The sequence below is a fragment of the Mongoliibacter ruber genome, assembly GCF_003003005.1.
Taxonomy (GTDB): Bacteria; Bacteroidota; Bacteroidia; order Cytophagales; family Cyclobacteriaceae; genus Mongoliibacter; species Mongoliibacter ruber.
In genome coordinates this window covers 21,594-47,530 of the sequence record NZ_PVTR01000009.1, presented here as the reverse complement: position 1 = coordinate 47,530, position 25,937 = coordinate 21,594, and the positions used below count along the sequence as shown (strand labels likewise).

The 25,937-nt window shown below is 40.1% G+C and carries 25 protein-coding genes and 1 tRNA gene; 17 read left to right on the top strand and 9 right to left on the bottom strand.

Features of this window, described 5'->3' with window-relative positions; translation table 11 throughout:
• Positions 1-65 precede the first annotated feature (65 nt).
• From CLW00_RS15105 to CLW00_RS15095, 3 genes are all read right to left on the bottom strand, one after another.
• Positions 66-139 (bottom strand) — tRNA-Ala (locus CLW00_RS15105).
• Positions 140-316: 177 nt separating this feature from the next.
• Positions 317-937, bottom strand: coding sequence for a recombination mediator RecR (gene recR / locus CLW00_RS15100; RefSeq protein ID WP_106134532.1), 621 nt, complete (start codon positions 935-937; stop codon positions 317-319).
• Between the two features lie 11 nt (positions 938-948).
• Positions 949-1,242 carry an ATP-dependent Clp protease adaptor ClpS gene (locus CLW00_RS15095; protein ID WP_106134531.1) on the bottom strand — a complete coding sequence of 98 codons (294 nt, stop codon included), beginning with the start codon at positions 1,240-1,242 and terminating at the stop codon, positions 949-951.
• A gap of 53 nt (positions 1,243-1,295) precedes the next feature.
• Here CLW00_RS15095 and CLW00_RS15090 point away from each other — a divergent pair, with 53 nt between their 5' ends.
• Positions 1,296-2,744, top strand: coding sequence for a sodium:solute symporter (locus tag CLW00_RS15090; RefSeq protein WP_106134530.1), 1,449 nt, complete (start codon positions 1,296-1,298; stop codon positions 2,742-2,744).
• Here the strand turns inward: CLW00_RS15090 and CLW00_RS15085 are convergent.
• The 3 genes from CLW00_RS15085 to CLW00_RS15075 all read right to left on the bottom strand — a co-directional run bounded on the left by CLW00_RS15085 (position 2,741) and on the right by CLW00_RS15075 (position 4,349).
• On the bottom strand, positions 2,741-3,124 hold the full coding sequence (locus tag CLW00_RS15085; RefSeq protein ID WP_106134529.1) for a helix-turn-helix domain-containing protein: 384 nt from the start codon (positions 3,122-3,124) through the stop codon (positions 2,741-2,743). The two genes, CLW00_RS15090 and CLW00_RS15085, sit on opposite strands and share 4 nt — an antisense overlap.
• Positions 3,125-3,235: 111 nt before the next feature.
• Positions 3,236-3,577: an MGMT family protein gene (locus tag CLW00_RS15080; protein WP_106134528.1), complete on the bottom strand. Its 342-nt coding sequence runs from the start codon at positions 3,575-3,577 to the stop codon at positions 3,236-3,238.
• Positions 3,564-4,349 carry a mechanosensitive ion channel family protein gene (locus tag CLW00_RS15075; RefSeq protein ID WP_245917313.1) on the bottom strand — a complete coding sequence of 262 codons (786 nt, stop codon included), beginning with the start codon at positions 4,347-4,349 and terminating at the stop codon, positions 3,564-3,566. The genes CLW00_RS15080 and CLW00_RS15075 overlap by 14 nt, the downstream gene beginning before the upstream one ends.
• Positions 4,350-4,491: 142 nt before the next feature.
• Here CLW00_RS15075 and CLW00_RS15070 point away from each other — a divergent pair, with 142 nt between their 5' ends.
• The 3 genes from CLW00_RS15070 to CLW00_RS15060 are packed head-to-tail and all read left to right on the top strand — an operon-like array spanning position 4,492 to position 6,331.
• A complete protein-coding gene (locus CLW00_RS15070; protein WP_106134526.1) occupies positions 4,492-5,169 on the top strand; it encodes an SDR family NAD(P)-dependent oxidoreductase in 678 nt (225 codons plus the stop codon).
• Between the two features lie 17 nt (positions 5,170-5,186).
• Positions 5,187-5,873 (top strand): head GIN domain-containing protein, encoded by a 687-nt coding sequence (locus CLW00_RS15065; protein WP_106134525.1) that lies wholly within the window; start codon positions 5,187-5,189, stop codon positions 5,871-5,873.
• On the top strand, positions 5,870-6,331 hold the full coding sequence (locus CLW00_RS15060) for a nuclear transport factor 2 family protein (protein ID WP_106134524.1): 462 nt from the start codon (positions 5,870-5,872) through the stop codon (positions 6,329-6,331). Before CLW00_RS15065 ends, CLW00_RS15060 begins: the two co-directional genes overlap by 4 nt.
• Positions 6,332-6,410: 79 nt before the next feature.
• On the opposite strand, the gene CLW00_RS15055 is transcribed toward CLW00_RS15060, so the two are convergent.
• The gene (locus CLW00_RS15055; RefSeq protein ID WP_106134523.1) at positions 6,411-6,830 is read right to left on the bottom strand and encodes an META domain-containing protein; all 420 of its coding nucleotides are present in this window, start codon (positions 6,828-6,830) and stop codon (positions 6,411-6,413) included.
• Between the two features lie 523 nt (positions 6,831-7,353).
• Between CLW00_RS15055 and thrA the strand changes: the two genes are divergently transcribed.
• The 3 genes from thrA to thrC are packed head-to-tail and all read left to right on the top strand — an operon-like array spanning position 7,354 to position 12,086.
• Positions 7,354-9,807 (top strand): bifunctional aspartate kinase/homoserine dehydrogenase I, encoded by a 2,454-nt coding sequence (thrA, locus tag CLW00_RS15050; RefSeq protein WP_106134522.1) that lies wholly within the window; start codon positions 7,354-7,356, stop codon positions 9,805-9,807.
• Position 9,808: 1 nt separating this feature from the next.
• On the top strand, positions 9,809-10,738 hold the full coding sequence (locus CLW00_RS15045) for a homoserine kinase (protein ID WP_106134521.1): 930 nt from the start codon (positions 9,809-9,811) through the stop codon (positions 10,736-10,738).
• 40 nt (positions 10,739-10,778) lie between these two features.
• Positions 10,779-12,086: a threonine synthase gene (gene thrC, locus CLW00_RS15040; RefSeq protein ID WP_106134520.1), complete on the top strand. Its 1,308-nt coding sequence runs from the start codon at positions 10,779-10,781 to the stop codon at positions 12,084-12,086.
• 56 nt (positions 12,087-12,142) lie between these two features.
• On the opposite strand, the gene CLW00_RS15035 is transcribed toward thrC, so the two are convergent.
• Positions 12,143-14,095 carry a M56 family metallopeptidase gene (locus CLW00_RS15035; RefSeq protein WP_106134519.1) on the bottom strand — a complete coding sequence of 651 codons (1,953 nt, stop codon included), beginning with the start codon at positions 14,093-14,095 and terminating at the stop codon, positions 12,143-12,145.
• Entirely contained in the window at positions 14,095-14,469 is a 375-nt protein-coding gene (locus tag CLW00_RS15030; protein ID WP_106134518.1) for a BlaI/MecI/CopY family transcriptional regulator, read from the bottom strand. The genes CLW00_RS15035 and CLW00_RS15030 overlap by 1 nt, the downstream gene beginning before the upstream one ends.
• A gap of 250 nt (positions 14,470-14,719) precedes the next feature.
• On the opposite strand from CLW00_RS15030, the gene CLW00_RS15025 reads away from it, so the two are divergent.
• The 10 genes from CLW00_RS15025 (at position 14,720) to ccsA (CLW00_RS14980) (ending at position 25,811) form a co-directional block, all read left to right on the top strand.
• A complete protein-coding gene (locus CLW00_RS15025; protein WP_245917311.1) occupies positions 14,720-15,808 on the top strand; it encodes a DUF4249 domain-containing protein in 1,089 nt (362 codons plus the stop codon).
• On the top strand, positions 15,808-16,905 hold the full coding sequence (locus tag CLW00_RS15020) for a DUF4249 domain-containing protein (protein ID WP_106134517.1): 1,098 nt from the start codon (positions 15,808-15,810) through the stop codon (positions 16,903-16,905). Before CLW00_RS15025 ends, CLW00_RS15020 begins: the two co-directional genes overlap by 1 nt.
• 10 nt (positions 16,906-16,915) lie before the next feature.
• Complete coding sequence (locus CLW00_RS15015; RefSeq protein ID WP_170073227.1) at positions 16,916-18,406, top strand: IPT/TIG domain-containing protein; 1,491 nt, start codon at positions 16,916-16,918, stop codon at positions 18,404-18,406.
• Positions 18,407-18,504: 98 nt separating this feature from the next.
• Positions 18,505-19,608, top strand: a complete 1,104-nt coding sequence (locus tag CLW00_RS15010) for an alkene reductase (protein ID WP_106134515.1) — start codon at positions 18,505-18,507, stop codon at positions 19,606-19,608.
• A 50-nt stretch (positions 19,609-19,658) separates the two neighbouring features.
• Positions 19,659-20,447: an NRDE family protein gene (locus CLW00_RS15005; protein WP_106134685.1), complete on the top strand. Its 789-nt coding sequence runs from the start codon at positions 19,659-19,661 to the stop codon at positions 20,445-20,447.
• A 15-nt stretch (positions 20,448-20,462) separates the two neighbouring features.
• A complete protein-coding gene (locus CLW00_RS15000) occupies positions 20,463-21,437 on the top strand; it encodes a YpdA family putative bacillithiol disulfide reductase (protein ID WP_106134514.1) in 975 nt (324 codons plus the stop codon).
• Positions 21,438-21,837: 400 nt separating this feature from the next.
• Positions 21,838-22,518 (top strand): cytochrome c biogenesis protein CcsA, encoded by a 681-nt coding sequence (ccsA, locus tag CLW00_RS14995; protein ID WP_106134513.1) that lies wholly within the window; start codon positions 21,838-21,840, stop codon positions 22,516-22,518.
• A gap of 16 nt (positions 22,519-22,534) precedes the next feature.
• Positions 22,535-22,783: a CcmD family protein gene (locus CLW00_RS14990; protein WP_211300201.1), complete on the top strand. Its 249-nt coding sequence runs from the start codon at positions 22,535-22,537 to the stop codon at positions 22,781-22,783.
• Positions 22,784-22,841: 58 nt separating this feature from the next.
• The gene (locus CLW00_RS14985; RefSeq protein WP_106134512.1) at positions 22,842-23,258 is read left to right on the top strand and encodes a cytochrome c maturation protein CcmE domain-containing protein; all 417 of its coding nucleotides are present in this window, start codon (positions 22,842-22,844) and stop codon (positions 23,256-23,258) included.
• A 24-nt stretch (positions 23,259-23,282) separates the two neighbouring features.
• Positions 23,283-25,811 (top strand): cytochrome c biogenesis protein CcsA, encoded by a 2,529-nt coding sequence (ccsA, locus tag CLW00_RS14980; RefSeq protein WP_106134511.1) that lies wholly within the window; start codon positions 23,283-23,285, stop codon positions 25,809-25,811.
• The last annotated feature ends 126 nt before the right edge of the window (positions 25,812-25,937 follow it).

Genomic DNA, 25,937 nt, shown 5'->3' with positions numbered 1-25,937 from the left:
CGTCGGGACGCTTTATCCAGCCGATAAAAGAAAAGACCTGCATTTCTGCAAGTCTTGATTTATTGTGGAGGATAACGGAGTCGAACCGATGACCTCTACACTGCCAGTGTAGCGCTCTAGCCAGCTGAGCTAATCCCCCAATATTTATAAGTCGATTGGAGCGAACCTCCAAAATAATCTATCCTCTGAAGAGATTCGAACCGATGACCTTCCCGACCTTCGTCGGGACGCTTTAGCCATTACGATGAATATCGGAATAGTCTCCCTTAGGGTTTGCAAATATAGAAAGGGATTCTATTTGCACAAACCTTTTTTATTAATCTGCGGAATAATTTACCCTTGTCAGGATACTCCTTCCTAGTGTAACTTCGTCGGTATATTCAAGTTCGCCACCTATGGGTATACCTCTTGCTATTGTACTTACCTTGATATTCAGCGCTTTGAGTTTTCTGGTAATATAAAATGATGTAGTGTCTCCTTCCATTGTCGCTGGTAATGCTAAAATCACTTCCTCGACTTTATCTTCGGTTTCTGCAAGTCTTATCCTTTCCATCAAAGACTCAATTTTCAGTTCATCAGGACCTATTCCCTGAATTGGGGAAATCACACCCCCTAATACATGATAAAGTCCCTGATATTGAGAGGTGTTTTCAATGGCCAGAACGTCTGGAATATCTTCCACCACGCAAATGATCGAGCGGTCTCTTCTCACTCCCCTGCATATGCTACATACATCAGTGTCTGAAATGTTGTGGCATTTTTGGCAATACTTGATTTCTTTTCTCAAAGCCAATAGGGCATGGCTCAATTCTTCTGTCACCGATTCTTTTTGCTTGAGTAGGTGCAATACCAGTCTCAAAGCTGTCTTTTTCCCGATTCCGGGAAGACGACTCATTTCATTGACAGCATCTTCGATTAATTTTGAAGGGAAGTTCACAGAGAAACTTTTTAGACGATTGCGGCTTGTATTCCTGCATCAAGAATAGCCTCGCACATTGGTTTGAGCTTATTTCTGCTTCCTTTTTTTACTGTGCATTTGCCCTTATAATGGACGATAAGCGTGCACTGTTCTGCCTGTTCTACAGAGTGTTGGCAGACCTTGATAAGGATTTTAGTTACGTGCTCAAAAGTATTTACATCATCATTGAAGACGACTAGTTCACACTCGTCTGTGTCTATCTCTTCCTCTAGTAAAACTTCTACTTCTTCCAACTGTGGATAAGCTTGTGTATGGTAATTCATTTTGCAAATTTAATTATTATAAACAATTTAGCGCAATTGTCTCCTAATCCCTTATGAATTCAAATTTAGTTTTAATCGTAATAACATCATATTTTGTCCTCCTGTTTTTGATTTCTTGGTTTACTTCAAGAAATGTTTCAAAAGACACGTTTTTCACGGGGGATAGACAATCGCCGTGGTTTTTGGTAGCGTTCGGGATGATTGGCGCCTCCTTGTCAGGAGTAACCTTTATCTCTGTACCTGGCGAAGTGGGCAATACAAGTTTCCATTATTTCCAAGTGGTGTTGGGGTATTCAGTGGGTTACCTGGTTATAGCCAAGGTGTTACTTCCGCTATATTACCGACTCAACCTTGTGTCTATTTACGCTTACCTGGAAGACAGGTTTGGCTTTTGGTCATATAAAACCGGTGCTTTTTTCTTTATTCTTTCAAGAACTTTGGGTTCTTCCATCAGGGTTTTTTTGGTGGCTGGAGTGCTTCAATTGATACTTTTTGACCAATGGGGAATTCCTTTTTGGGTATCTGTTCTGATTACAGTTTCCTTGATATGGATATACACTCACCGTGGTGGAATCAAGACGGTGGTGTGGACAGACACTCTTCAGACATTTTTTATGTTGCTTGCTGTAGGGGTTAGTATATATTTGGTTGCCAAGGACTTGGGTATTTTGGGGATTTCTGACTTTGTAGGAACAATATCAGCAGACTCCAGGTCCGAAATATTTAATTGGGATTGGCAATCAGGAACCAATTTCTTCAAGCAATTCGCTTCTGGTGCATTTATTACCATAGTCATGACAGGCCTAGATCAGGACATGATGCAGAAAAACCTTACCTGCAGAAATATTGGTGATGCTCAGAAGAATATGTTTTGGTTCACCATAATTTTGGTTTTCGTCAACCTTCTATTCTTATGCCTAGGCGTTCTTCTTTATCTTTATTCTGAAGCAAAAGGCATTCAGATCCCACTAAGAACGGATGATTTATATCCTATGCTTGCCACTCAAGAGTTTACGGCATTTGCAGGGATAGTCTTTGTCCTTGGTATTACGGCAGCCGCCTATTCAAGTGCGGATTCAACCTTAACTGCCTTGACTACTTCGTTTTGCTATGATTTCTTAGAAATTGAGAAAAAATACGAAAAACAGAACCAAGTCAAAGTCAGAAAACGCGTTCACTTGGCTTTCACGGCCTTGATGTTTTTTGTGATACTTGCTTTTCGTTGGATCAATGATCAATCTGTCATCAATGCAGTATTCATTATTGCAGGTTATACCTATGGGCCATTGCTAGGCTTGTACTCCTTCGGCTTATTTACCAACTGGAAAGTAAAAGACAAGTTGGTGCCTTATGTCGCAATAGCCGCTCCCACCTTGGCATTTATTATTAGCCAAAACTCAGAAAAACTCTTATGGGGATATAAGTTCGGCTTCGAAGTGCTGATACTTAACGGCCTACTGATGTTTACCGGTCTTTATTTACTTAGGGTAAAAAATAATTAGAGCTCTTGCCTTGCAATGAGCTCATTGATTTTTTTTAGCCTTAGGATGTTGCTTTCCAGATTACTAGATGATCCATCAAGGTCTACCAATACAGATATCTGTCCATTTTGGGGGCTGTGTCCGTTGGTCTTTTTAGAAAAATCATAAGAATGGTTGACAGAAGGAGCTATGGAAATCAATTCCTGAACGTCCACTTCATAAAGTTCAGCCAGCTTGATGGCATCTTCCATTTTTAAATTTGATCGACCCTGCTCATATCGGGAATAGGCAGTGTAGTCCTTCTTTCCCAAATATTCGGCTATATATTCCTGAGTATAACCTCGTAGTACTCTGTGTTTTCTAAGGTTTTCTGCGATGTGACTTTTTAGGGCTGTTTCCATATCTGTTACTGTTTAAAAAATACTTTGCAAAAAGCATACACATTTGACCCATTACGCTAATAAAAAGTTAAAAAAGATTGATTTTGGCAAAAAAATACCAATAAAAGGTGGTTATTGATCTAATTTTAGGTCATTTGGATCCCAGAAAAAATTGGGGAAGTTCTTTATTTGATCCTGTTCAATAATGAGACCTTCTGCTTCTAGCTTTTCCTGCATTTCCCCTGGGTTGCTAAAATGATGCTTGCCAGTCAAAACCCCATTCCTATTGACTACTCTATGGGCGGGTATATCAGGTTGGGTATGTGAAGCATTCATGGCATACCCTACCATTCGAGCACCACTTTTGAGCCCGAGGTAATTTGCTATTGCCCCATAGGATGTTACTTTTCCTTTTGGAATGAGTTGGACCACTTGGTAGATCAGGTCAAAATGATTCTCCTTACTTTTTTTCATATAATATTTCCAATAGAATTTCGTCAAACTCTTCTCTGATTTCCGGCTCTTTTTCCGGGTCTATCCCAATAATTATTTTAAAAGCGATTTTCTCTTTGTAGATACCGCTCAAACCTACGATAAACTTTGATATTTCTTTCGACTGTAACCGGTTCGAAAGTTTAGGCTCGATTTTGTCTCTTATTTCTTTAAGACTCATTTGAGTTTCTACAGGTATTTCAAAAATAAATTCTACATCCTTTCTATCAGTAAACCGGTAGTTGATCACATGAGTGCTGAGCATCAGGTTGTTTGGGATCATCATGGTAAGTCCATCATCTCTTTTGAGCACAGTGTTGAGGAGAGTGATATCTTTGATGATTCCTTTTTGCTCATTGATTTTAATCATATCTCCCAAAGAAAATTGATCGGTAAACATGATTATTAGTCCATTGACGGTATTTGTGATATATTCTTTGGAAATGATTGCAATAGCTGCAGCTACTATGGTCAAACTGGTCAAAAACTCAAAAGGTCGGAAACCAAAGGCCATGATGAGTGCTGAGATGAATACAATTGAATTTAGTATATTGGAAATCCATGTAATACCAAGAAGAAAGTTGCCATGAAGGTTTTCGTCAGATTGTTTTCGAAGATAGAACCTTGCGGTAAGCATTCGGGCGAGGGAAATTAGGATGTTTCCACCCAATAAAAAGAGCAGAGCTCCGATTATACTTTGCAGTCCTGATATCCCTGATGCCCATTGGTTGAATGGGATTGAAGTTTTACTCAAAAAAAATAAGACGATATATAAGAATAACTTAAGGACAAATATTCGCAATTTGCGATTTTCTGAGATCCTGAATACAGATTTTGTGTGTGACATGGATGATTAAAAACATTATAAAAGCACTTAAAACTAAACAAATGTAAATATGGAAAGAAATATAATTATAACAGGTGCAGCTGGAAATTTAGGGCAAGCTGTAGTTGAAAAATTTAAACGTGAAGGGTATAGGGTGATAGCCACGGTTTTACCGGATTCGGGTGAGGAAGTGGAAGAGGCTGATGATGTCTACGAAGTAGATGTGACCGATGAAAAATCAGTTGTCGAATTCGCCAAGGAATACCAGTTACAATACGGAGAAGTGGACGCTATCGGACTATTAGTGGGCGGTTTTGCCATGGGTACAATTGAGGAAACCGGCCTTGATCAGATCCATAAAATGGTTACACTAAATTTTTATTCTACCTATAATATGGTAAAAAGCTTTCTTCCTTTGCTCAAAAAGGCAGATTCTGGATGTTTTCTGTTTGTAGGGGCCCGTCCGGCACTTCAGCCTTCAGATGGCAAAGGTGTTGTGGCATATGCTTTGAGTAAAAGAATGGTAATAGAGCTGGCAGATTACGTGGCTGAAGAAGCTAAGGATACCAATGTAAGATCACATGTATTTGTGCCTAGTGTGATAGATACTCCTGAAAACAGAGCGTCTATGCCCGATGCGGATTTTCCTCAATGGGTATCGCCGGCAGAAATCGCTGAAGCCATGCATTATGCTGTCAATAATCCTGCTTTGAGGAATATGACATTTAAGCTTTACGGTGGAGTTTAAACCAATTACCATACAATATGAAACGATTTACACAATTGACATTCTTTATCTTTTTACTGAGCTTGGGACTGACTTATGCGCAGACCAGTACCGAAACCAGGAGACTCGACAATTTCAATGCGGTCAAGGTGAGTACCTCTATCAAGGCGGAACTCGTCCAAGGGAATGAAAATAAAATTGAAATCAAGGCAACAGGGATTGACTTGGACAAGATTGAATCCAGTATCTCAGACAAGACACTTGAAGTCAAATTGGGAAGGGGTAATTTTAGAAATCATTCGGTCAATGTTGTCATTACTTACAGGGATATTCAAGGTATAGAAGCTACGACCAGCGCCAGTGTAGTAGCCAAAGATGCTATCGAAGCTGCGGAGGCATACCTCTTTGCTGCTACTAGCGGATACATAGAAGCTGATGTCACTTCTGAAGTTTTACGAATTGAAGCGGCAACCAATGCGAGAATTGTGGTCAATGGCGAAGCTGATGAATTGAGGATAAAGGCTTACACAAATGCTGAGGTGGATGGGAAAAATTTTGATGCATCTGATGTAGATGTTTTGGCAAATACTGCCGCATCTGTATATTTCAATAGCACGGGTTCCATTGTAGGTTCTGCAGCCACTGCAGGAAAGATCTATTATGGAGGAAATCCCAAAAGTATGGAAGTGAAAACAAGTACAGGAGGAAGCATTCAGAAAAAATGAGAAAATCTATAATTTTTACACTCCTTTTATTTGGCTTTATGTCTCTTCAGGCAATTGCTCAAGAAGAAAAAAATGTGGAAGCTGTCATTGCCTCATTGTTTGAAGGAATGAAAAGTAAAGATGCAAGCCTTGTAGAAAATGCATTTCACAAAGATGCCTTGATGCACACGGTACAGAGTGGAGAGGATGCTTCTTCATTGGGTAGCAATAGCGTCAGAGATTTTATCAATAGGATAGCAACTACACCGGCCAATACTATATTAGATGAGAGGATCTTGGAGTATCAAATCAAAATTGATGGAGATATGGCATCTGCATGGACTCCTTATGAATTTTATGTCAATGAAGGGTTTAGTCATTGTGGTGTCAATTCATTCCAGTTGATCAAGACCAGTGAAGGCTGGAAAATTACTTATGTAATCGATACCAGGAGAAAAATAGGTTGTAGGTCCAATTAATCGTTTGAAGAATATTTATAAAAAAAGCCCATTGGAGTCCATTTGATGTCCAAGGGGCTTTTTTGTTTTTGATAAAAGCTTACCGTTGAGGGACAAAGCCTAAAAGTTCGGTTGCCCCATCCAATAAGGTGAGCTTGTTTTTGCCCACCTTGAAGTTATTGGCTTTTGATAAGGCAGAAAGAAACTGATTTTCACCATCACCTTCACATGCTTTCTTGGTCATGGCACCAGGGTCGAGATTTATACCATCGGCTTCAATATTGAAGCTTCCCGACAAATTGTTACATCCTGTAAATCCCGTCAACCTGCCTTCGTCCATGAAATTCAAAAATGGCAAGCCGCCTGAGAATAAAGAGCCATCCAATGTATTTCCTAATAAGGAAGAGAGTACCCAGTTGTTACCGGTCAGCAAGCTCATTGGATTCAAATTGCCTACAGAACTGCAGGAAGCAAACGATAGCACTGCCACTAAACTTAAGATTGAGAAAAACTTTTTCATAATGTTCAATAAGGTTAAAATTAATTGGTAGGGTTATTTTAAAACATTTAATACGTATTAAGTTACTAAAAATTGACAATTAAATAATAAAATTTGATTTTTTTGGTGTTACTGTGTTTAGTTGTGTGATATCTCAATTTATCAAAGTGGTTCCCAAATAAAATATGGATCTTTCTTTTATTTTCTACCTAAATTACCTTTATTTTTATTGATGTATTCTCAATAAGTCTATCTAAAAATTAAAAAAACAATAAATCCTTTTTGGATTACGCTTTTTTGTGAGTAAGATTGTCAAGTCAAAAACAAAACAATGAATTCTTTAGCGGCAGTTAGTTTTTTTACCACCATGAACCACATGCAAATGTTGTCATGTTCTGCTTTGTCCATGACAGGTACCTTCTTTTTTGCAAACACTACCATTACGGGGTAATCCCGTTTTACCACTCATATAGCCCAATTACGATGGCCCATTTCTATGGGTTAGCGTTTCTTTAATCATTTGATCATACACCAAGCCATAATCATGAAAGTAATCAAATTCGGAGGTTCTTCCGTAGCCAATCCCAAAAACATAAAAAAGGCCTTTAGTATTCTTCAGCAAAAGAATCAAGAAGGGGAAATTGCAGTTGTTTTTTCAGCTTTTGGAGGAGTCACGGAAATACTACTTCAATCAGCGGAAAAGGCAAAACTTGGAGATAAATCCTACATTGATGATGTCAAACTATTGGAAGAAAGGCATTTTGAAGTAGTAAAGGAAATGATCCCTATTAAACTTCAGTCTCCTGTTTTGACTTATATCAAATTGAGATTCAATGAGCTGGAAGACCTTTATCATGGTATTTTTCTAATTAAAGAATGTTCTCCAAGGACGCTGGATTATGTTGGGAGTTTTGGGGAACGTTTGTCAGCTTACATTTTAGTCGAGCTACTCAAGCTGGAGGGATTTCCTGCGGTGTATTTGGATGCAAGAAGTGTCATTCGGACCAACGATCGCTTTGGGAATGCCAAAGTCGATTTTAGTGTTACCAATGACTTGATTCAGGATTTCTTCCATCAGAATCAAGGCATAAAAGTTATCACTGGTTTTATTGCTTCTACTGAAAAAGGAGAAACTACCACACTTGGAAGGAGTGGGTCAGATTATACAGCCGCTATTTTTGCATCTGCACTTAATGCCGATGCATTGGAGATTTGGACTGACGTTTCTGGGGTAATGACCTCTGATCCAAGACTGGTGTACACCGCTTTTACCATTCCTCAATTGAGTTATGCTGAGGCAATGGAGCTTTCCCATTTTGGCGCCAAAGTCATATTCCCTGCGACCATGCAGCCGGCAATGAAAAAAGGAATTCCTGTTTTTATCAAAAACACCTTTGCTCCGGATAATGCAGGCACACTCATCAATAATGATGCTCCCAATGGAAAGATCATTAAAGGCATATCTTCTATGTCTGGCATTTCATTACTTAATATTCAAGGTGCCGGTCTAATAGAGGTAGTAGGGGTGAGCAGACGGGTTTTTGGAGCCTTGGGGGATGCAGGAGTCAATGTCATTTTGATCTCTCAGGCCTCATCTGAGCATAGTATCTGTGTAGCCATCAAAACTTTTGAAGTAGCAAGAGCCAAAGAAGCCATTGAAGGGGAGTTTATTTACGAAATTCGAAATGGAGAAATGGATCCGGTGATTGTGGTTTCGGAAATGGCCGTTGTAGCTGCAGTTGGAGAAAACATGAAACACAACCCCGGGGCAAGCGGAAGGATGTTTCAGTCTCTGGGACAAAACAATGTCAATGTATATGCCATCGCACAAGGAAGTTCCGAATTGAATATTTCTGCGGTGGTTTCTCAAGCTGATCTTCAAAAGGCACTCAACGCCTTACATGAGGCATTTTTCCTTTCAGATAATAAAGTCCTCCACCTGTTCTTAGTAGGTGTGGGGCTAATAGGCAAAGCACTTACCAAAATGATTTCCAACCAAAGGGAAAAGCTTCAGAGAGAAAATGATTTGGATATTCAGATTCATGGTATAGCCAATAGTAGGTTTATGGCTTTTCATGAGGACGGGTTTGATTTGAAAAATTGTCCTGCTCCAGAGGATGCCGAAGGTGCCCAGAAAATGGATATCGATAAATTTCTACAACAAATGGAGGAAATGAATTTCTCCAATACCGTTTTTGTGGACTGTACGGCAAGTCAAACTGTGGCAGATGTGTATGACAGGATTTTGGAAGCCAAAATAGCCATAGTCACCCCAAATAAAAAAGCCAACTCCAGCTCACTTGAGAAATATAAGGAATTGAAAAAACTGGCTTATAAGCGTGGAGTTAAGTTTTTATATGAAACCAACGTGGCAGCAGGCTTACCAGTTATCAGTACTTTGCAGGATTTGATGTTGAGTGGAGATAAGGTCATAAGGATTGAGGCTGTATTGAGTGGTTCTATGAATTATATTTTTTCAGAATTTGAAAACGGTCTTTCATTTAGCGAGGTTGTTCGTCAGGCTAAGGAAAAAGGATATACCGAACCTGACCCGAGAGATGACTTAAGTGGTATGGATGTTGGAAGGAAAATATTGATTCTAGGGCGTGAGGCAGAGCAGGATTTGCACTTTGATGACATCAGCATCCAAAGTATGGTTCCAGAAGACTGTGTGGATTTAGAGGAGGTGGAAGCTTTTTTTGAACAGCTAAAAACCCATGATGATTCATTCGAAAAGCTTTTGGAAGAAGCCAAGGCCAAAGGAGAAAAACTACGCTTTATGGCCACATTGGAAAATGGAAAAGCGAAAGTTGGATTAAATTCTCTAGATGCTTCTCATCCTTTCTATTCTTTGAAGGGGAGTGACAATATGATCTTGTTTACCACCGAAAGGTATCATGATTTTCCAATGATCATCAGAGGACCAGGTGCAGGTGCAGACGTGACAGCTGCTGGTGTTTTTGCAGATGTAATCAGGTTAGGTAATTACTCCAGGTAAGATGAAAAAAATAACCGCTTTTGCTCCAGCTACAGTCGCCAATGTCTCTTGCGGCTTTGATATTTTAGGTTTTGCGATCGATCAACTAGGTGACAGAGTCACAGTAGCATTGAATGACACGCAAGAGTTGAAGTTGGCGGATATTCAGGGAGACGGAGGGAAGTTGCCATTTGAAGCCAAAAAAAACACTTGTTCCGTGGCGATAAGGGCCATGTTGGATCATTTAGGCTCGGATCAAGGGATGGATATTTACTTGGAAAAGGGGTTGCCATTGGGTTCTGGCATGGGGTCCTCTGCCGCTAGTGCCGCCGCTGCTCTGGTTGCGGCAAACACCCTTTTGGGTACGCCATTTTCCAAAGAGGAATTGGTGCCGTTTGCCATGGAAGCGGAAAAAATAGCTTGCGGCGCTGGGCATGCTGATAATGTAGCTCCTTCATTGATGGGCGGATTTGTATTGATAAGGGATTATAATCCATTAGACTTGATCAAACTTCCTGTTCCTTTGGGTTTGCATTGTACTTTGCTCCATCCGCATTTGGAACTGAATACAGCAGATTCCCGATCAGTTCTGAAAAAGCAAATTTCGCTCAAAGATTCTACCGTTCAATCAGGGAATATTGCCGGATTGATAGCAGGGTTGTTTTTGCAGGATTTCCAATTAATCAGCCGATCATTGAAAGATGTGATTGCGGAGCCTTCCAGGGCATTGTTGATTCCCGGCTTTTACGAATTGCGGGAAAGTATCCAATCCATCGGAGCGCTGGGTTCCGGGATTTCAGGTTCTGGCCCCACTATTTTTGTGCTGTCCCCTGACAAAGAAATAGCCATCATGGCGGGGAAGGTATCTGAACAGATTTTCGAAAAAATGGGACTTGATGTTGATGTTTACATTTCAGAAGTCAATGATAAAGGAGCTTATGTTCTTGAGTGAAATTGAAAGAGATTTAAATAACAGATTATAAAAAAACAGTATGGATTTTTACAGCACCAATAATCCTGAACATAGGGTTTCTTTAAAAGAAGCGGTAATTAAGGGGCTAGCTCCAGATCAAGGTCTTTATATGCCTGAAAGTATTCCTGTACTTTCAGATTCATTTTTCAAGAGACTTCCGAATCTTACTTTTCAGGAAATTGGCTATGAAGTCATTGGGGAGTTGTTTGGAGAAGATTTGGAGAAAGACCAAATCAAGGAATTGGTAGATCATACCTTGGCATTTGATGCGCCTTTGGTCAAAGTGGAGGAGGGGATTTACAGCCTTGAATTGTTTCATGGACCTACATTGGCATTCAAGGATTTTGGAGCCAGGTTTTGCTCCAAGCTGATGTCCATGTTGATGGAAGGGGAGAAAAGAAAAGTTCGGGTATTGGTAGCTACATCAGGTGACACAGGTAGTGCAGTGGCAAATGGGTTCTACAAGGTGCCGGGAGTGGAGGTACATATTTTATATCCAAAAGGCAAAGTATCTTCCTTACAGGAAATGCAATTTACCACTCTGGGAGAAAATATCTCTTGCTTGGAGGTTGATGGCGTTTTTGATGATTGCCAGAAAATGGTCAAAGAAGCCTTTTTGGATCCCGAACTCAACGAAAAAATGCTATTGACTTCTGCCAATAGTATCAATGTGGCCAGGTGGATTCCGCAATGCTTATACTACTTTTATGCTTTTGCCAAATTGCCTCAATTAGGTAAAAAATTGGCTGTCTCTGTTCCAAGTGGGAATTTCGGGAATTTGGGGGCAGGGATTTTGGCACAACAAATGGGCTTGCCTATAGATGTGTTTATTGCAGCCACAAATGTCAATAAGGTGGTGCCTGACTTTCTTTTAGGCAGTGTGTTTCAAGCTAAATCCTCTATGCCTACTATCAGTAACTCCATGGACGTAGGTAATCCAAGTAATTTCTTCAGGCTTCTTGCACTTTATGGCAATGATGAAAATGAGCTTAGAGACAAAGTAAAAGGGTTTTATTTTGATGATGAGGATACAGCTCGTGCCATGCAAGATGTAAAGAATGCCAGTGGCTACACCATGGATCCGCATGGAGCAGTGGGATATCTTGGGCTGAGAAATTTCCTCAAAATACATCCCAATGAGTTCATAGGAATATTTTTAGAAACAGCCCATCCAGGAAAATTCAAATCAGTGGTAGATAGGGTTTTGGGTCTGGAATTGGAATTGCCAGAAAGGTTAAAGGCTTTTATGAAAGGAGAGAAAAAGGCTGAATCTTTAGCCAATGATTATAGTCAGTTTAGGCAATATCTTCTGGATAGCGCTTCTTGAATTGAATAAGAAAGACCTGCCAGGTATTCAAAACGTGGCAGGTCTAAAAAAACGGGTTAGTCTTCAATTTCTTTCATCTTGTTCAGATTCTCTTTTAATTGAAGCTGCATCTCTTTCAATTGCTCCTTCAGGACTTGTAATTCCTCTTGATGTTCCATTTGCCAAGCTTCCATTTCTTTTTTGAAGGCCTCCAACTGTGGTTCGTTAGCTTCTTTCCACTCTTGCATTTTGAGTTTAAATTCCTCTATTCTTGGCTGATTTTGTTCAGTCCATTCCTGCATTTGAGACTTGTAAGCTTCGCTCCATTCTTTTTGTTTTTCTTTCATTTCAAAAATCCTTTCAGCTTGCTCTGCTTTTCGTTGCATTTGTTGGGCTTGGATTTCTTGCCTAATTGCCGCTGTAGATTCTTTCAATTCTCTTTTGAAGATTTCGAGTTGCTCCCTGTCCATCTTGGTTGAATCCATGCTGAAAGGGAATACAGGCATTCTGTACCTACTTTGAGTGGAGTCTGAATGCCAATCAAATTTGGGTAGATTTTCGAAAAACTCAGGTCCAGGAACTATCTTTTCCCATACTTCAGGATCTATTTCTATATGTGGAGGTGTGCCAAAATCAATTCGTGGCATTTCATCCAACTTCAACATTGGCATATTGCTGAAGGCCTTGAATTCAAAATCAAGATCTTTGAATGCGATATGCCAGTCTTCTTGTTTTTTGAAGCTTTTTTGGATTCTTTCCCATTCTTCGGGCGACAGTTGGTGCTTTTCAGCAAACAAAGAATCTAAATGAAGCTTTTCGCTACGTTTGTTTTTTGTGGTATCTATAATGGCGAGATTTCCATTGTCATCTATTCTTATGATGACTCCCTCTTCGGTGATGATATTTTTCTCATTTTTGGTAGTGTCCGAAGGAATCAGATCTAGATCTTGGCTTGCAATTCCCGCTTTTTCCTGGTCGAACTCCATGGATTGGGGCTCTCTTTCAGCGCTGACCATTAAGGTGGCACCGATCAGTAGTGTAAGTATCATAGTGATGCTGGTTAATGTAGTTGGTTGAGTTGTATCTGTTTTAATGCCCATAATCCTTTTAATCCTATCCAGGGTTGGTGTTGACTTTTTGCTTGCAGCCATGGCCATTTCAGGTATTTGCTTTTGGGCGTGGTTCAATACAGTGGCCAAGCCATACGCCAAGTCTGTGGGTGCAATTCCGGAGGAGACGGCAATTTCATCACAGGCCATTTCACGGTATTTTCGGATTTCGGAATTGATCCACCAAAACGCAGGGTGAAAAAAGTAAACCACTTCAGTTATGCGCTGTATCAGGTTGAAGGCGTAATCATATCTTTTGATATGTGCCAATTCATGTGCGATTATAGCCTCCAATTGTGCTGGGCTGATGTGCAATAGTAGGCTAGTTGGAACCAGTACCACTGGTTTCAAAATCCCATAAGTTATGGGCATGTCTAAGGATGTGCTTTGTAGTATTTGCACTGCATGACGGATTCCCAATTGGCGACACTTTTCTAATCCAAACTGCTTTATCCCTTCTTCCAATGGAAAATGCTTTTTTTGATGGAGTTGACGGATATCAGCTAGGCTGCTTGCCAGTCTTATCATAAACAAAATGACACCGATAGACCAAATATTTACCAAAGAAGGGATATGTTTTTCTATTTCATTTCTCCAAGATAGGATAGGTGTCTGCAGCGATCCAAACTCCTGAGTTTGTTGTCCGAGCATTGCCTCTGACACCACAGTTACTGAAATGTCTGTGTCAGCCTGTGTTGTGGTTTCGAGGTGAAAGAAAAATGTGCCGGAACCAAGCAAAGGAATCAGGAGTAGGGCTGCAAAGGAAAGTCTATACTTGAAGCCGGGACTTTTTGATGAGAATATTTTCAGCATCAACCAAAGGAGGAGGCCTATTCCGGCAATTTGCCAAAGCGCATGAATCAACATCCAGCCTAAAGCATAAAGGTAATTCTCAGCGAAGAGTTGGTTTAACCATTCCATTATTTTTCATTTTCAAGTTGGTCGAGAAAAGCGCGGATTTCATCTATTTCTTCCTTTGAGGGGTTGCCCTGACCCAAAGCCTGCATGACCAGGTTTTTGGCAGAGCCGCCGAATGCTGCATTCATAAAGTTGTTGACCAGCCCTTTCTGAGTGGCTTTTTCATCTACAGAGGGATAGTAAATATGCGTCCTGCTTGCTTCGTCCCTTGAGACCAAACCCTTGGCGTGCATAATTTGCATCAGCTTCAGGGTGGTGGTATAACCGGTGTCTTTGTTTTCGGAGAGTCTTTCATGGATTTCCCTGACAGTGGCTTTTTTAAGTTGCCAAAGTAGGGACAAAATTTCCAGTTCAGATTCAGTAGGTTTATTATTCATAGAGGTTAATACGATTCATTTCGTACAAAGTTATATATTCTGAAATTCAATGCAATAGTTTGTACGATTATTTTCGTAGTATTTGTAAAAATTAGCAAAATCTTGCTGATAATTAACGGGTTTAGCTGGACCTATTTTAATCAAACATTGATTTTATATTACTTTTATTTATTGAGGAAGAGCTCATTAGAAAAAAAAATAGTTTTTGAAAGAATTATTATATTGCTCAGTGAACAATCCTCTAGTCCTGATGAAAAAATTCTTTTGGCTCCTTATATTTTCAGCATTTTCCTGCATTGATCCCTATGGTTTCAATGCCGAATTAGAAGAACGGGCACTAGTCGTAGAAGGCTATATCACTACCATTCCTGGACATCAAGAAATCCGTTTGCGCAGGGCCGAGGTTTTCGGGCCAGATTATGTAGGTGTCAATAAACCAGAGGGTTTGGCCAAGGTGTTGATCAAAGATGATTTGGGTAGGGTTTTCAGATTGGTGGAACAGGAGGAAAGAGGGCAGTATTTGACTGAAGAAATATTTGCTGCGGAGCTTGGAAGGAGTTATAATTTAGAAATTATCACTCAGGATAAGAAACGCTATATTTCTAGACCTGAATTGGTGAAAGAGGTTCCGAAACTTGACTCGGTGACTTACAGAGCTGTCAGGACACCTGGAACCGACCGACTCAATGATGAGTATGGTGTAGAAGTATTGGGACATTTTCAAGATCCTGAAGGAGAGGAAAATTTTTATTTTTGGAGAACCTTGGAATCAAACTTTGTACTTGTATCTGAGCCTGATTTAGGACATTCAGGTCCTCCTGGTATGCCTACTTGTCCACCTTGCTGTGAAAGAATCTGCTACCATACCGATCTTCCAAAACCCGGGAATATCTTTACAATTGCCGACACTGATTTCGATGGTTTATTTCAAAGCAGGGTGATTGCATATGTGTTTGATAATGGGACGAGATTTAAGGATACATATCGATTGGAATTACAGCACATGTCTGTATCGCAGGAAACCCAGCTTTACCTTCAATTAGTAGATCAACAATTGAGACTGACAGGTTCTGTATTTGACCCGCCTCCAGCCAATATTCGAGGCAATATGATCTGTTTGGATGATCCTGATGAATTGGTATTGGGCCAGTTTTTTGCGGCAGATGTAGAGGCTGTCCAGCTTTATATCCAAAGGGATAAGTTGGAATTTTATAAAACACCTCAATCTCTTATTTTGAGCTGTTGTATACATTATTTATATCAAGACCCTAGAACCCAGTATATCGCGCCACTGTTACCCACCACACCACCTGCTGACTGGAATCCACCAAGAAACTGATGAAAAATTATTCAGCCTTTATATTGACCTTTTTGGTTGGGTTACTTTTCAGTACCTGTATTGATCCTTATCATTTTGAAAGTGAAAGACCGGAATGGTCATTGGGCATGGAGGGATTTATCACCACCTTACCAAAAGCACACAGAATAAGGTTGTCTAGGGTAGATCGTTTCTCTCCGGATTTTAATGGACTCAACCGTCCTGAAACTTTGGCGAAAGTGTTGATCAAAGATGACTTGGGAAACGTGGAAGTACTTACGGAAACTACAGCTGGTGTATACCTTACCCACGAGGATTTTGCTGCGAAAATAGGCAGGTCCTATAATTTGGAAATATTGCTGAATAATGGCAAAAGGTTTATTTCGAGGCCTGAAATTGTTGTGGCCGCACCAATTGTGGACTCACTGTCATATAGGTCAGTAAAAACAGCTACCTCCAATGCCATGATCGATGAGGTAGGAGTCAGGATTTTTGCTCATTTTCAAGATCCTCCAGATGAAAGAAACTTTTACTTCTGGAACATGCAGGTATCAGACTTTCAAATGATAGCTGAACCCGAACTGAACTTGAATAGCCCTTTTCACCCTACATGCCCGAGATGCCCTAACCCATTGGATTGTTGCAGAGTTTGCTATTACAGCGAAAGGCCAAGTCCTCCAAATGTGAATACTGCTGAAGATTCTGATTTCAACGGAGTTTACCAAAATATGCCTATTGCCTATATCAAAGACAATGGATTGCGCTTTAAAGGGATTTACAAAGCTAAAATCCAGCATCTTTCCGTTTCGCAGGAAGCTTACCGCCATTTGAAATTGGTAGGCCAGCAGCTCAGTCTTACGGGGACTGTGTTTGATCCTCCTCCAGCCAATATCAGGGGAAATTTGATTAGCTTAGATGAACCTGATGATCAGCCGTTGGGATTCTTTTTTGCTTCTGATGAGATTGAACTGGAAACCTATATTCATCCTGACAGACTTGAATTTTTGTTTAGGCCCCAAACGCTCTTCCCGACAGACTGCAGGTCTTATGTCGTCGGGATCGGTATCACCAAACCAAATGATCCAACCGCAATCCCAGCGGACTGGAAGCCAAATTGAATTGAAAAAAATGAAAAAGATAGCTTACTTGATGTTGGTTTTAAGTTCACTCCTATCTATTTCCTGTGAAATCGAAGAAGTGGGGACACTCAATCTTTTGACAGAAGAAATTGTCAATGTCAGTGGGGAGCGCGCAATAGTAATGGGTAGAATCGTTGCTTTCGAAAATATTCCTGTGGAGGATCATGGGTTCTATTTCGCTGAAGAAGAGAGTTTTTTGGAACCAATGGTGGTTTCACTTGGAGCCACGGAAAGACCAGGGAGATTTGTAGGGGAAGTAAGTGGTCTACAATTGGGGAGAAACTACTTTGTAAAAGCGTTTGTAGTCAGAAATGGAGAATTGATTTTTGGCAATGTTTTGAGCTTTGAAACACTCAATCCGTCTATTCTCAGGTTTGAGCCTTTGGTCCAATTTGGAGGAGGAGAGATCACCATTACAGGAGTCAACTTGGCTGATGATACCAGGGTGTTTTTTGGAGACCGGGAAGCGGTAGTTAGGGAGGTGATTTTTGGTTTTCAGGTAAGGGTAACTGTTCCACCTATTGCTACAAGTATTTCGGAGCAGATTAGGGTGGTGACAAGTGGGGTAGAGCTTTTAGTAGAGACACCATTCAGGTATGCTGTAGGGAAATACACCCTTTTGGAGGAGGATGCTTTGGAAGGGTTTTCAATTATAGAAAATATCTATTTCCAGCGTGAAGACAGGTTTTTTGTGGGAATGGGCAGAGATAGAAGTAACCGTACTACTAACGGAATATTGGGATATGAAAATCTTGTGTGGGAATATGATTTTGGAAAAGGGAAGTGGCTGGAAACAGGGTTTGAAGCAAGAATGCAAAGGAGAGCCTCAGATTCGCATACTGGCTTTGTTGGAGGAGGTATTTATCAAAATACTGTTTCTGGCCCACAAATACCCAATGACAATTACTGGTATTTCGATGGTGACGATTTTCAGGAAATACCTTCCCCTCCCATCAATATGGCTGATGGATTCGGTTTTGAGATTCAAGGTCAATTTTACATTGCAGGAGGAACTTTGGGAGTTGGTTCACAGGTATACAGGTTTGATCCGGCAACCGATTCATGGGAAATCAGACCCAATTTACCATCGAATGTTGACAAGGGGATGGTCCACTTTGTATACAACGATGATCTCTATTGGATAGACCGTGACAAGAATCTTTTTCAGTATAATCCTTTCACTGCCCAGTCTTCTGCTATTTCCATATACCCATCTCCCATGGTTGAGGCTGTTTCAGACTCTGGCGGTTTTGCGTTGGTCATGGGGCATAAGGTATTTATTGGTTTATACAATAATGCCAGAGAAATGTGGGAGTTAGATTTGGAAACACTGGACTGGGGGAGAAAACAAAACTTCGCAGGCGATGTCCGTGGAGTAGTTGCAGGCGCTTATGCCAAGGATGGTTTGATTTATTTTTTAAGGTCATTTGCGATCAACCCAAGAACTGAGTTTTGGGAATTTGATCCGGAGGCATTTTAAAGAGAATTCAATGGAATGCTGACTTAATTCCCATCAGTTGAACTATCCCCTTTTCTCAATAGTTGTATATACATGAATTTTAACAACCAACTATTATTATGAGTAAACAACCGTTATTGCAAAAATTGACTTTAGGTGATTTGGAATTACAAAATCGCGTCATTATGGCTCCGATGACACGAAGCCGGGCAGACAATCCTGAAAATGCACCTACTGCCATACATGCTGAGTATTATAGACAGAGAGCATCTGCTGGATTGATTATCACAGAAGGTTCTCAAGTATCAAAGAAAGCTGTTGGATATATCAATACCCCTGGCATTTATTCTCAAGCACAGGTAGAAGGATGGAAAAATGTTACCAAGGCAGTACATGATGCAGGTGGAAAGATTTTTATTCAACTGTGGCATGTGGGACGGATATCACACCCTGATTTCCATAATGGGGAATTGCCTCATGCACCTTCAGCTATCAATCCTATGTCAAAATCTTTTACTCCCAAGGGCTTCAAAGAGACTGTCACTCCAAAAGAAATGACCTTAGAGGAGATCCAGCAAACTGTTTTGGATTTTAGAAATGCCGCCAAAAATGCTTGGGCGGCTGGTTTTGATGGAGTTGAAATCCATTCTTCCAATGGTTACCTTCTTCACCAGTTTTTCAGTAGAACGTCTAATTCAAGAACCGATGGTTACGGAGGTTCTATAGAAAACAGAGCCAAGATTTTATTTGAAATCATAGATGCAATCAAGCAGGAAATTCCCGAAAATAGAATTGGTTTGAGGCTCAATCCTTCACTTCACGGAATTTTTGGGATGACTATGGATGAAGAGACTATTCCAACATTTGACTACATCGTAGAAAAATTGAATGTATACAACTTGGCGTACCTGCATCTTTCAGAGCCTTTTAACGATGTTTCTGGAATCCCCTATGCTGAAACTCAAATCGCCAAGAGATACAGACCCATGTATAAGGATGTCTTGATCATCAACGCAGATTTTGATCAAGAAAAAGGCAACAAATATATCTTGGAGGGTTTGGCAGATGCAGTTGCTTATGGCAAGCCATATATTTCAAATCCCGACTTGGTAGAAAGGTTTGCGCAACATGCAAAGCTTTCCTCTTGGGATACGGATACATTTTATACACCGGGAGAAAAGGGTTTTACTGACTACCCCAGCTTACAAGAAGAAAAAGTTTGAAAGTAAAAATTAAGGCCGAAACATTTCGGCCTTTTTATTATTTTGCGCCTATGTGTTTACTAGCTTTTAATTGGAATAACCACCCGCGCTACAAATTAATCTTAGTAGCCAATAGGGATGAATTTTTCGAAAGACCTTCCCAACAGCTTCATCAGTGGGATTCAGGCATCTATGCAGGAAAAGACTTACGGGCAGGTGGGACTTGGTTAGGAATGAATCCTAAGGGACGATTTGCCGCTCTGACCAATTACAGAGACCTGAAAAACCTGAAGAAGTACGAAAAATCAAGAGGTGATTTGGTGAAGAATTTTCTTGAAGGAGCTATCAGTCCTCATGATTATCTGAAAAAATTAGAGGCAGAAATGCACCAATATGATGGTTTCAACCTATTGGTCGGCGATCATGAAAACCTGTTTTACCTTTCCAACAAATCCGCAGAAGGAATTCGGAAGCTTGAACCTGGAACTTACGGCTTGAGCAATGCGCTCTTGGAAACACCTTGGCGTAAGCTTGTAAAGGCAAGAGAAAGTTTGAAAGAACATATTGAAGCGGGAGATTTCCAGCTTGAATCACTGATGAAGGGGCAGCATTCCAAAGAAACAGAATCACCTGATCGACTTCCTGATACAGGAGCTACACCAGAACAGGAAATTTTACTATCTGCCCAATTTATCAATGTGGGAAATTACTACGGAACGGTAAACAGTACGGCTCTACTCTGGAAAGAAAATGGTGAAGTTGAAATGATGGAGCGTGTTTTTGATCAGGTCAATGGGACACATTCGGACAGCCAAGTCAATTTTAAAATACAGGGTAAGGTGGAACAGAATGCAGGATAGTCCTGTTAGCTAAACATGGAAAAACAAGAGGTTTTAGACGTTTTTATAGTGGGCGGAGGACCAATAGGTCTTGCTTGCGGTATTGAATGTGAAAAAGTAGGTTTGAAGTATGTAATTGTCGAGAAAGGTGTTTTGACAAATTCTCTTTACAATTACCCTCTAAATATGACTTTTTTCTCTACTTCTGAAAAACTCGAAATGGGAGGAATTCCATTTATGTCCATTTCCCACAAACCAACCCGAACAGAGGCCCTGGAATATTATCGAAGAGTTGCAAATACATGGAAACTTAAGGTAAACCTTTATGAGGAAGTGAAAACCCTTGACAAAGGAGAAGATTTTTTTGAAATCCAAACTTCCAAAGATAAATACAAGACAAAAAACGTCATCATGTCCACAGGTTTCTATGACTTACCCAACTTGATGAAAGTGCCGGGTGAAGACCTTCCAAAGGTGACTCATTACTACAAAGAACCTTGGCCTTACATAGGGCAAAAAGTGCTCGTTGTAGGAGGCGGGAATTCAGCTGTAGATGTAGCCTTGGAGACATGGAGGAAGGGAGCTAATGTTACCATGGTGCTCAAGGAAAACGGTGTAGATCCAAATGTAAAGTATTGGGTCAAGCCAGATATAGAGAATCGAATCAAAGAAGGATCGATCAAGGCATTCAACAATTCGCTTGTAAAAGAAATCAGAGAGAAAGAAGTTGTCATCAGTACGCCGGATGGAGAAGTGACGGTTGACAATGATTTTGTGCTGGCCATGACTGGGTATGTTCCCAATTTTGCACTATTGAAACAGTTGGGAGTAGAGTTAAGTCTTGATGAAAAGCGGCAACCTTGTTACGACCAAACCAATCAGGAATCCAACATTTCAGGAGTTTATCTTGCGGGGGTGGTGTGTGGAGGATTAAATACAAGGGAATTTTTCATTGAAAACTCTATAGTGCACGCTGAACATATCGTAAAACATATTTTAGAAAAGGAGTGAGTTGAGAAATTTAAGAGATTAGTGTGAATATTTGAGGATCAGGACTGAGTTTTGAAAAAAATAATGTGGCATTGAATATTTTTTAAGATCAAGAGATTTGGGTCTTGTCATTTTTGTGCTGGAAAACAGCGTCACTTACAAATATTTATGATTGACAGCGGATTAACTTAAGACTTTGGTACTTGTACTGTTATCAAAATGAAATTTTTATAAAAGGCCTGTTTGAAATAGGAAAGTCTGTTCCATTAAAAGAGTAAGTCAAAATCAAGCTGCCCAATTGATTTCGCTTTTGATATAGTTTCCATCTACTCTAGTAGTGTTGGTCAACTTATGTTACAAAAAGCACAGGAATCAGGAACTTATGCCTTATTTTTGCGCTTAAATTAGCAAAACCACAAAGATGAGAGCAAGCTGGTGGAAAATTCTGACAATAGGGCTGTTACTGTACACACTCATTGCCGGACTCCTCTTAGACGTACCGAGATTACCCATTCTCAATGAAACTATCCGGGCCTTACATTTTCATGTAACTATGTGGTTTGGTATGATCATTATGTTGGTCGTAGCTGTAGTATACAGTGTGAAGTATTTACGCACAAGTGACATCAAGCACGACGACATGGCTATCGAGTTTACCAATGCTGCCATCTTATTTGGTGTGTTGGGAATTGTAACTGGTATGCTCTGGGCAAAATTCACATGGGGTGATTATTGGAGTGGAGATCCAAAGCAAAATGGCTCTGCTATAGGTTTGCTGATGTATTTTGCCTATCTCATTTTGAGAAATTCCCTCACAGATGTGCATCAGCGAGCAAGAATAGGAGCAGTCTACAACATATTTGCTTTTGCTGCATTTATTCCCTTGATATTTGTCTTGCCAAGATTGACAGATAGCCTTCATCCTGGCAATGGAGGTAATCCAGGTTTTAATGCCTATGACCTTGACAGTAAATTGAGACTAGTTTTTTATCCAGCCATTATTGGTTGGACATTATTAGGCGCTTGGATGGCAAATGTCCGTGTTAGGTTGAGGAGAATAGAAAGGAAAGTAGAAGATAAATTGATCAATCAGGTTTCATAGCATTTAGAGAGAATTGATGAAAAAATGGATAATCATATTCCTGATGGCATTTAGCTTTCAGGCCGTAGCACAAGAAAAGATTGCAATCACAGAAGACGATTACAGTAATTCCAGGGTTGAGATGGCAGATGTAATGCGTTCCGAAGGGAAAATATACGTCTTGGTAGGTGTGATTGTATTGATCTTTGCAGGAATTACAGTTTATGTGATCAACACTGACCGCAAAGTATCAAAGCTTGAAAAGTTGATAAAAGAAGATTCATGACAAAAGTCATTTAACGATATTCATATTTTCCCGTAAAAGGGTATTAAAACAAAATATCATGAAAAAAGGGCATCTAATAGGACTGGGCATCATTGCAGTGGCAATCGTCATCATCATCACCTCAATAGGTGATGCGAGTACATATGAGAGCTTTCAAACAGCCAAAGCAATGAAAATGAAAGGCGAAGAAAAGCCGATTCACGTGGTAGGAGAGTTGAAGAAAAGTGTATCGGGTATAGTGGAAGGGATTGAAGTCAATGATGATAAAACTTCTTTTTATTTTATGATGGTAGATGCAGATGGAACTGCCCAAAGAGTTTTTTATAATGAACCTGTACCGGCTGATTTTGCACGAGCAGAACAAGTAGTGGTTATAGGATCCTACAAAACAGAGGACTTATTCGTAGCTGATAAAATCCTCATGAAGTGTCCGTCCAAATACCAAGAAACTGAAGTCAGCAATGCTGGCATTTAATTTACCCACCTGATTTAAGAATCCATGATCAATACCTTTATCGGTAATTTAGGGCACTTTTCTGCAATCCTAGCTTTTGTAAGTGCACTCGTAGCCGCATATGCATATTACCAGTATACTGTTGTTTCTGAGCTTGAGAAGCCCAACTGGAGAAAATTCAGTAGGATAGCCTTTTATGTTCATGCTGCAGCAAGTATCGCCATTGCCATTACGCTTTTTGAGATTATTTATAACCACAGGTTCGAGTACTTTTATGCATACTCCCATTCCAGCATGGCTTTGCCGGTACACTACATGGTGTCTAGCTTCTGGGAAGGTCAAGAGGGCGCATTCATTTTATGGATAGTTTGGAATGTGGTCTTGGGATTGGTTTTGATTCACACTAATAAATTCTGGGAAGGCCCAGTGATGCTCGTTTTCGCATTGGTACAGGCATTTTTGGTTTCCATGATTCTAGGAGTGGTTATTGGAGACTTAAAAATCGGAAGTTCTCCATTTATGTTGCTAAGGGATGCTGTCTCTGCACCAATATTTTCGATCAACCCTGATTTTGTCCCAGAAGATGGAACAGGTTTGAATCCATTGCTTCAGAATATTTGGATGGTTATTCATCCTCCAACTCTATTCCTAGGTTACGCTTCTACTTTGGTTCCATTTGCCTTTTTAATGGGAGGTTTGTGGACCAAAAAGTATTCAGAATGGGTAAGACCGGCACTTCCATGGGCGCAGTTTTCTGCCATGATTTTAGGAATGGGGATTATCATGGGTGCTTATTGGGCTTACGTAACACTTAATTTCGGAGGATACTGGAATTGGGATCCTGTAGAAAATGCCGTGTATGTACCTTGGCTTATCATGGTTGCTGCAATACACACCATGATTACTTTTAAGAAAAGTAGTACAGCTTTGAAAACTTCAATTGTACTGGTGATAGCCTCCTTTATTTTGGTATTGTATGCTACCTTCCTTGTAAGAAGTGGCGTGTTGGGGGACTCTTCAGTTCATTCTTTTACCGATTTGGGTCTTTCTGGACAATTGTTGATATACATGTTATTCTTCTTGTTTGTAGCAGTATTTTTAGCTGCCAAAAACTGGAAGCATATACCCACCTCAGAAAAGGAAGCATCTGTTTATTCAAGAGAATTCTGGATTTTTATCGGAGCCACTACTTTAGGTTTGATGGCTTTTCAGGTAATTCTTCCTACCTCTATTCCTGTTTGGAATGCAATTGTAGAAATGTTTGGTGGGATTTCAAATATGGCTCCACCTGCTGATCAAGTTGGGTTTTACACAAAATTCCAACTTTGGTTTGCGGTTGTTTTGGCTTTGCTTACTGCTGTAGGTCAGTTTTTCTGGTGGAATAAAATGGATTCTAAAAAGCTAAGAGAGACATTGGTGACACCGTATATCATTTCTGTGTTGCTCTCAGCTGTTATCATTGTTTGGGGGAAAGTATTTGACCTGAGTTATATGATTCTGGTACTGGCAGCCACCTTTACCATTGTAGCCAATTCCACTATACTATTCCAATTAGTGAGAAAATCTACTTTCAAATTAACGGGTGGTTCTTTGGCTCACATAGGTTTGGGGTTGATTTTGATAGGGGTAATGTTTTCATCCGGATATTCTGAAATCATATCCTATAATATGTCAGGATTGACGTATTCTAATAGCTGGGAAGATGAACTTAACAAAGAGCATGTTTTGCTTTGGATCAATAAACCGACCCAAATCAAAGAATATACTGCTGTCTATAAAGGAAGGCATAAAAAACTTGTGGGAGTGCCAGGTCACGTAAGTGTCAACTTATTGGAAGCTACTGGCAATGTCAACGAAGCAATTGCATTGGATGATATAGTGGTCAGAGGTAGGACATACCATAGTAAGGGCGATGTCGTATCTATAGTCTTGGAAGAGAATGATTACTTTAGAATCGATTATTTCAAGGATGAAGAATTTCAGTTCACGCTGCACCCCATGTCACAATTCAATGAAAATATGGGCTTGATATCTTCTCCGGATTCAAGAAGATTCCTAAATAGAGATTTGTATACCTTCGTTTCAGCCCTCAACGACTTTGATGATCCTGAGTGGAGAGAGGATGAATTCTACGAAGTCTCACCGGGAGAAACATTCTATATAGCTGATTTTGTCACTACGTTTGAAGGTGGAGAAGTCGTCACTGATCTTCCTGGCGTGAATCTCAAAGAAGGTGATGTTGCTGTGAAGGCACACTTGGTGATCCAGGATTTTGGTGTTGAAAAAAAGCTTTCACCCGTATTTATCATCAGAGACAATCAGCTGGGAAAAATTCCTGCTGTAGATAGTGAACTTGGTGTTAAAGTGGAGGTTGAAAATATAACTCCTGAATCAAATACATTCTCTTTTAAAGTAAACAGGTATCAAAAAGACTACGTCGTACTTAAGGCTATAATGAAACCCCAAATCAATGTGCTGTGGATAGGGACTATCATCATGTTGATTGGTTTTTGTGTAGCTATTTATAGAAGATACGATGAGTTTAGCAAAATGCGTGATAAAGGGTTGGAATAAGGGTTAGCATTGTCTTTTTGATGAGCCCGTTCACACCATATCTGGATATTGAATGATAGCTGTCCTCAGAGAAGTGGGTTAGGAATTAAAGGATACTGGAGTACCTTTTCAGGTTGCACCTAAATC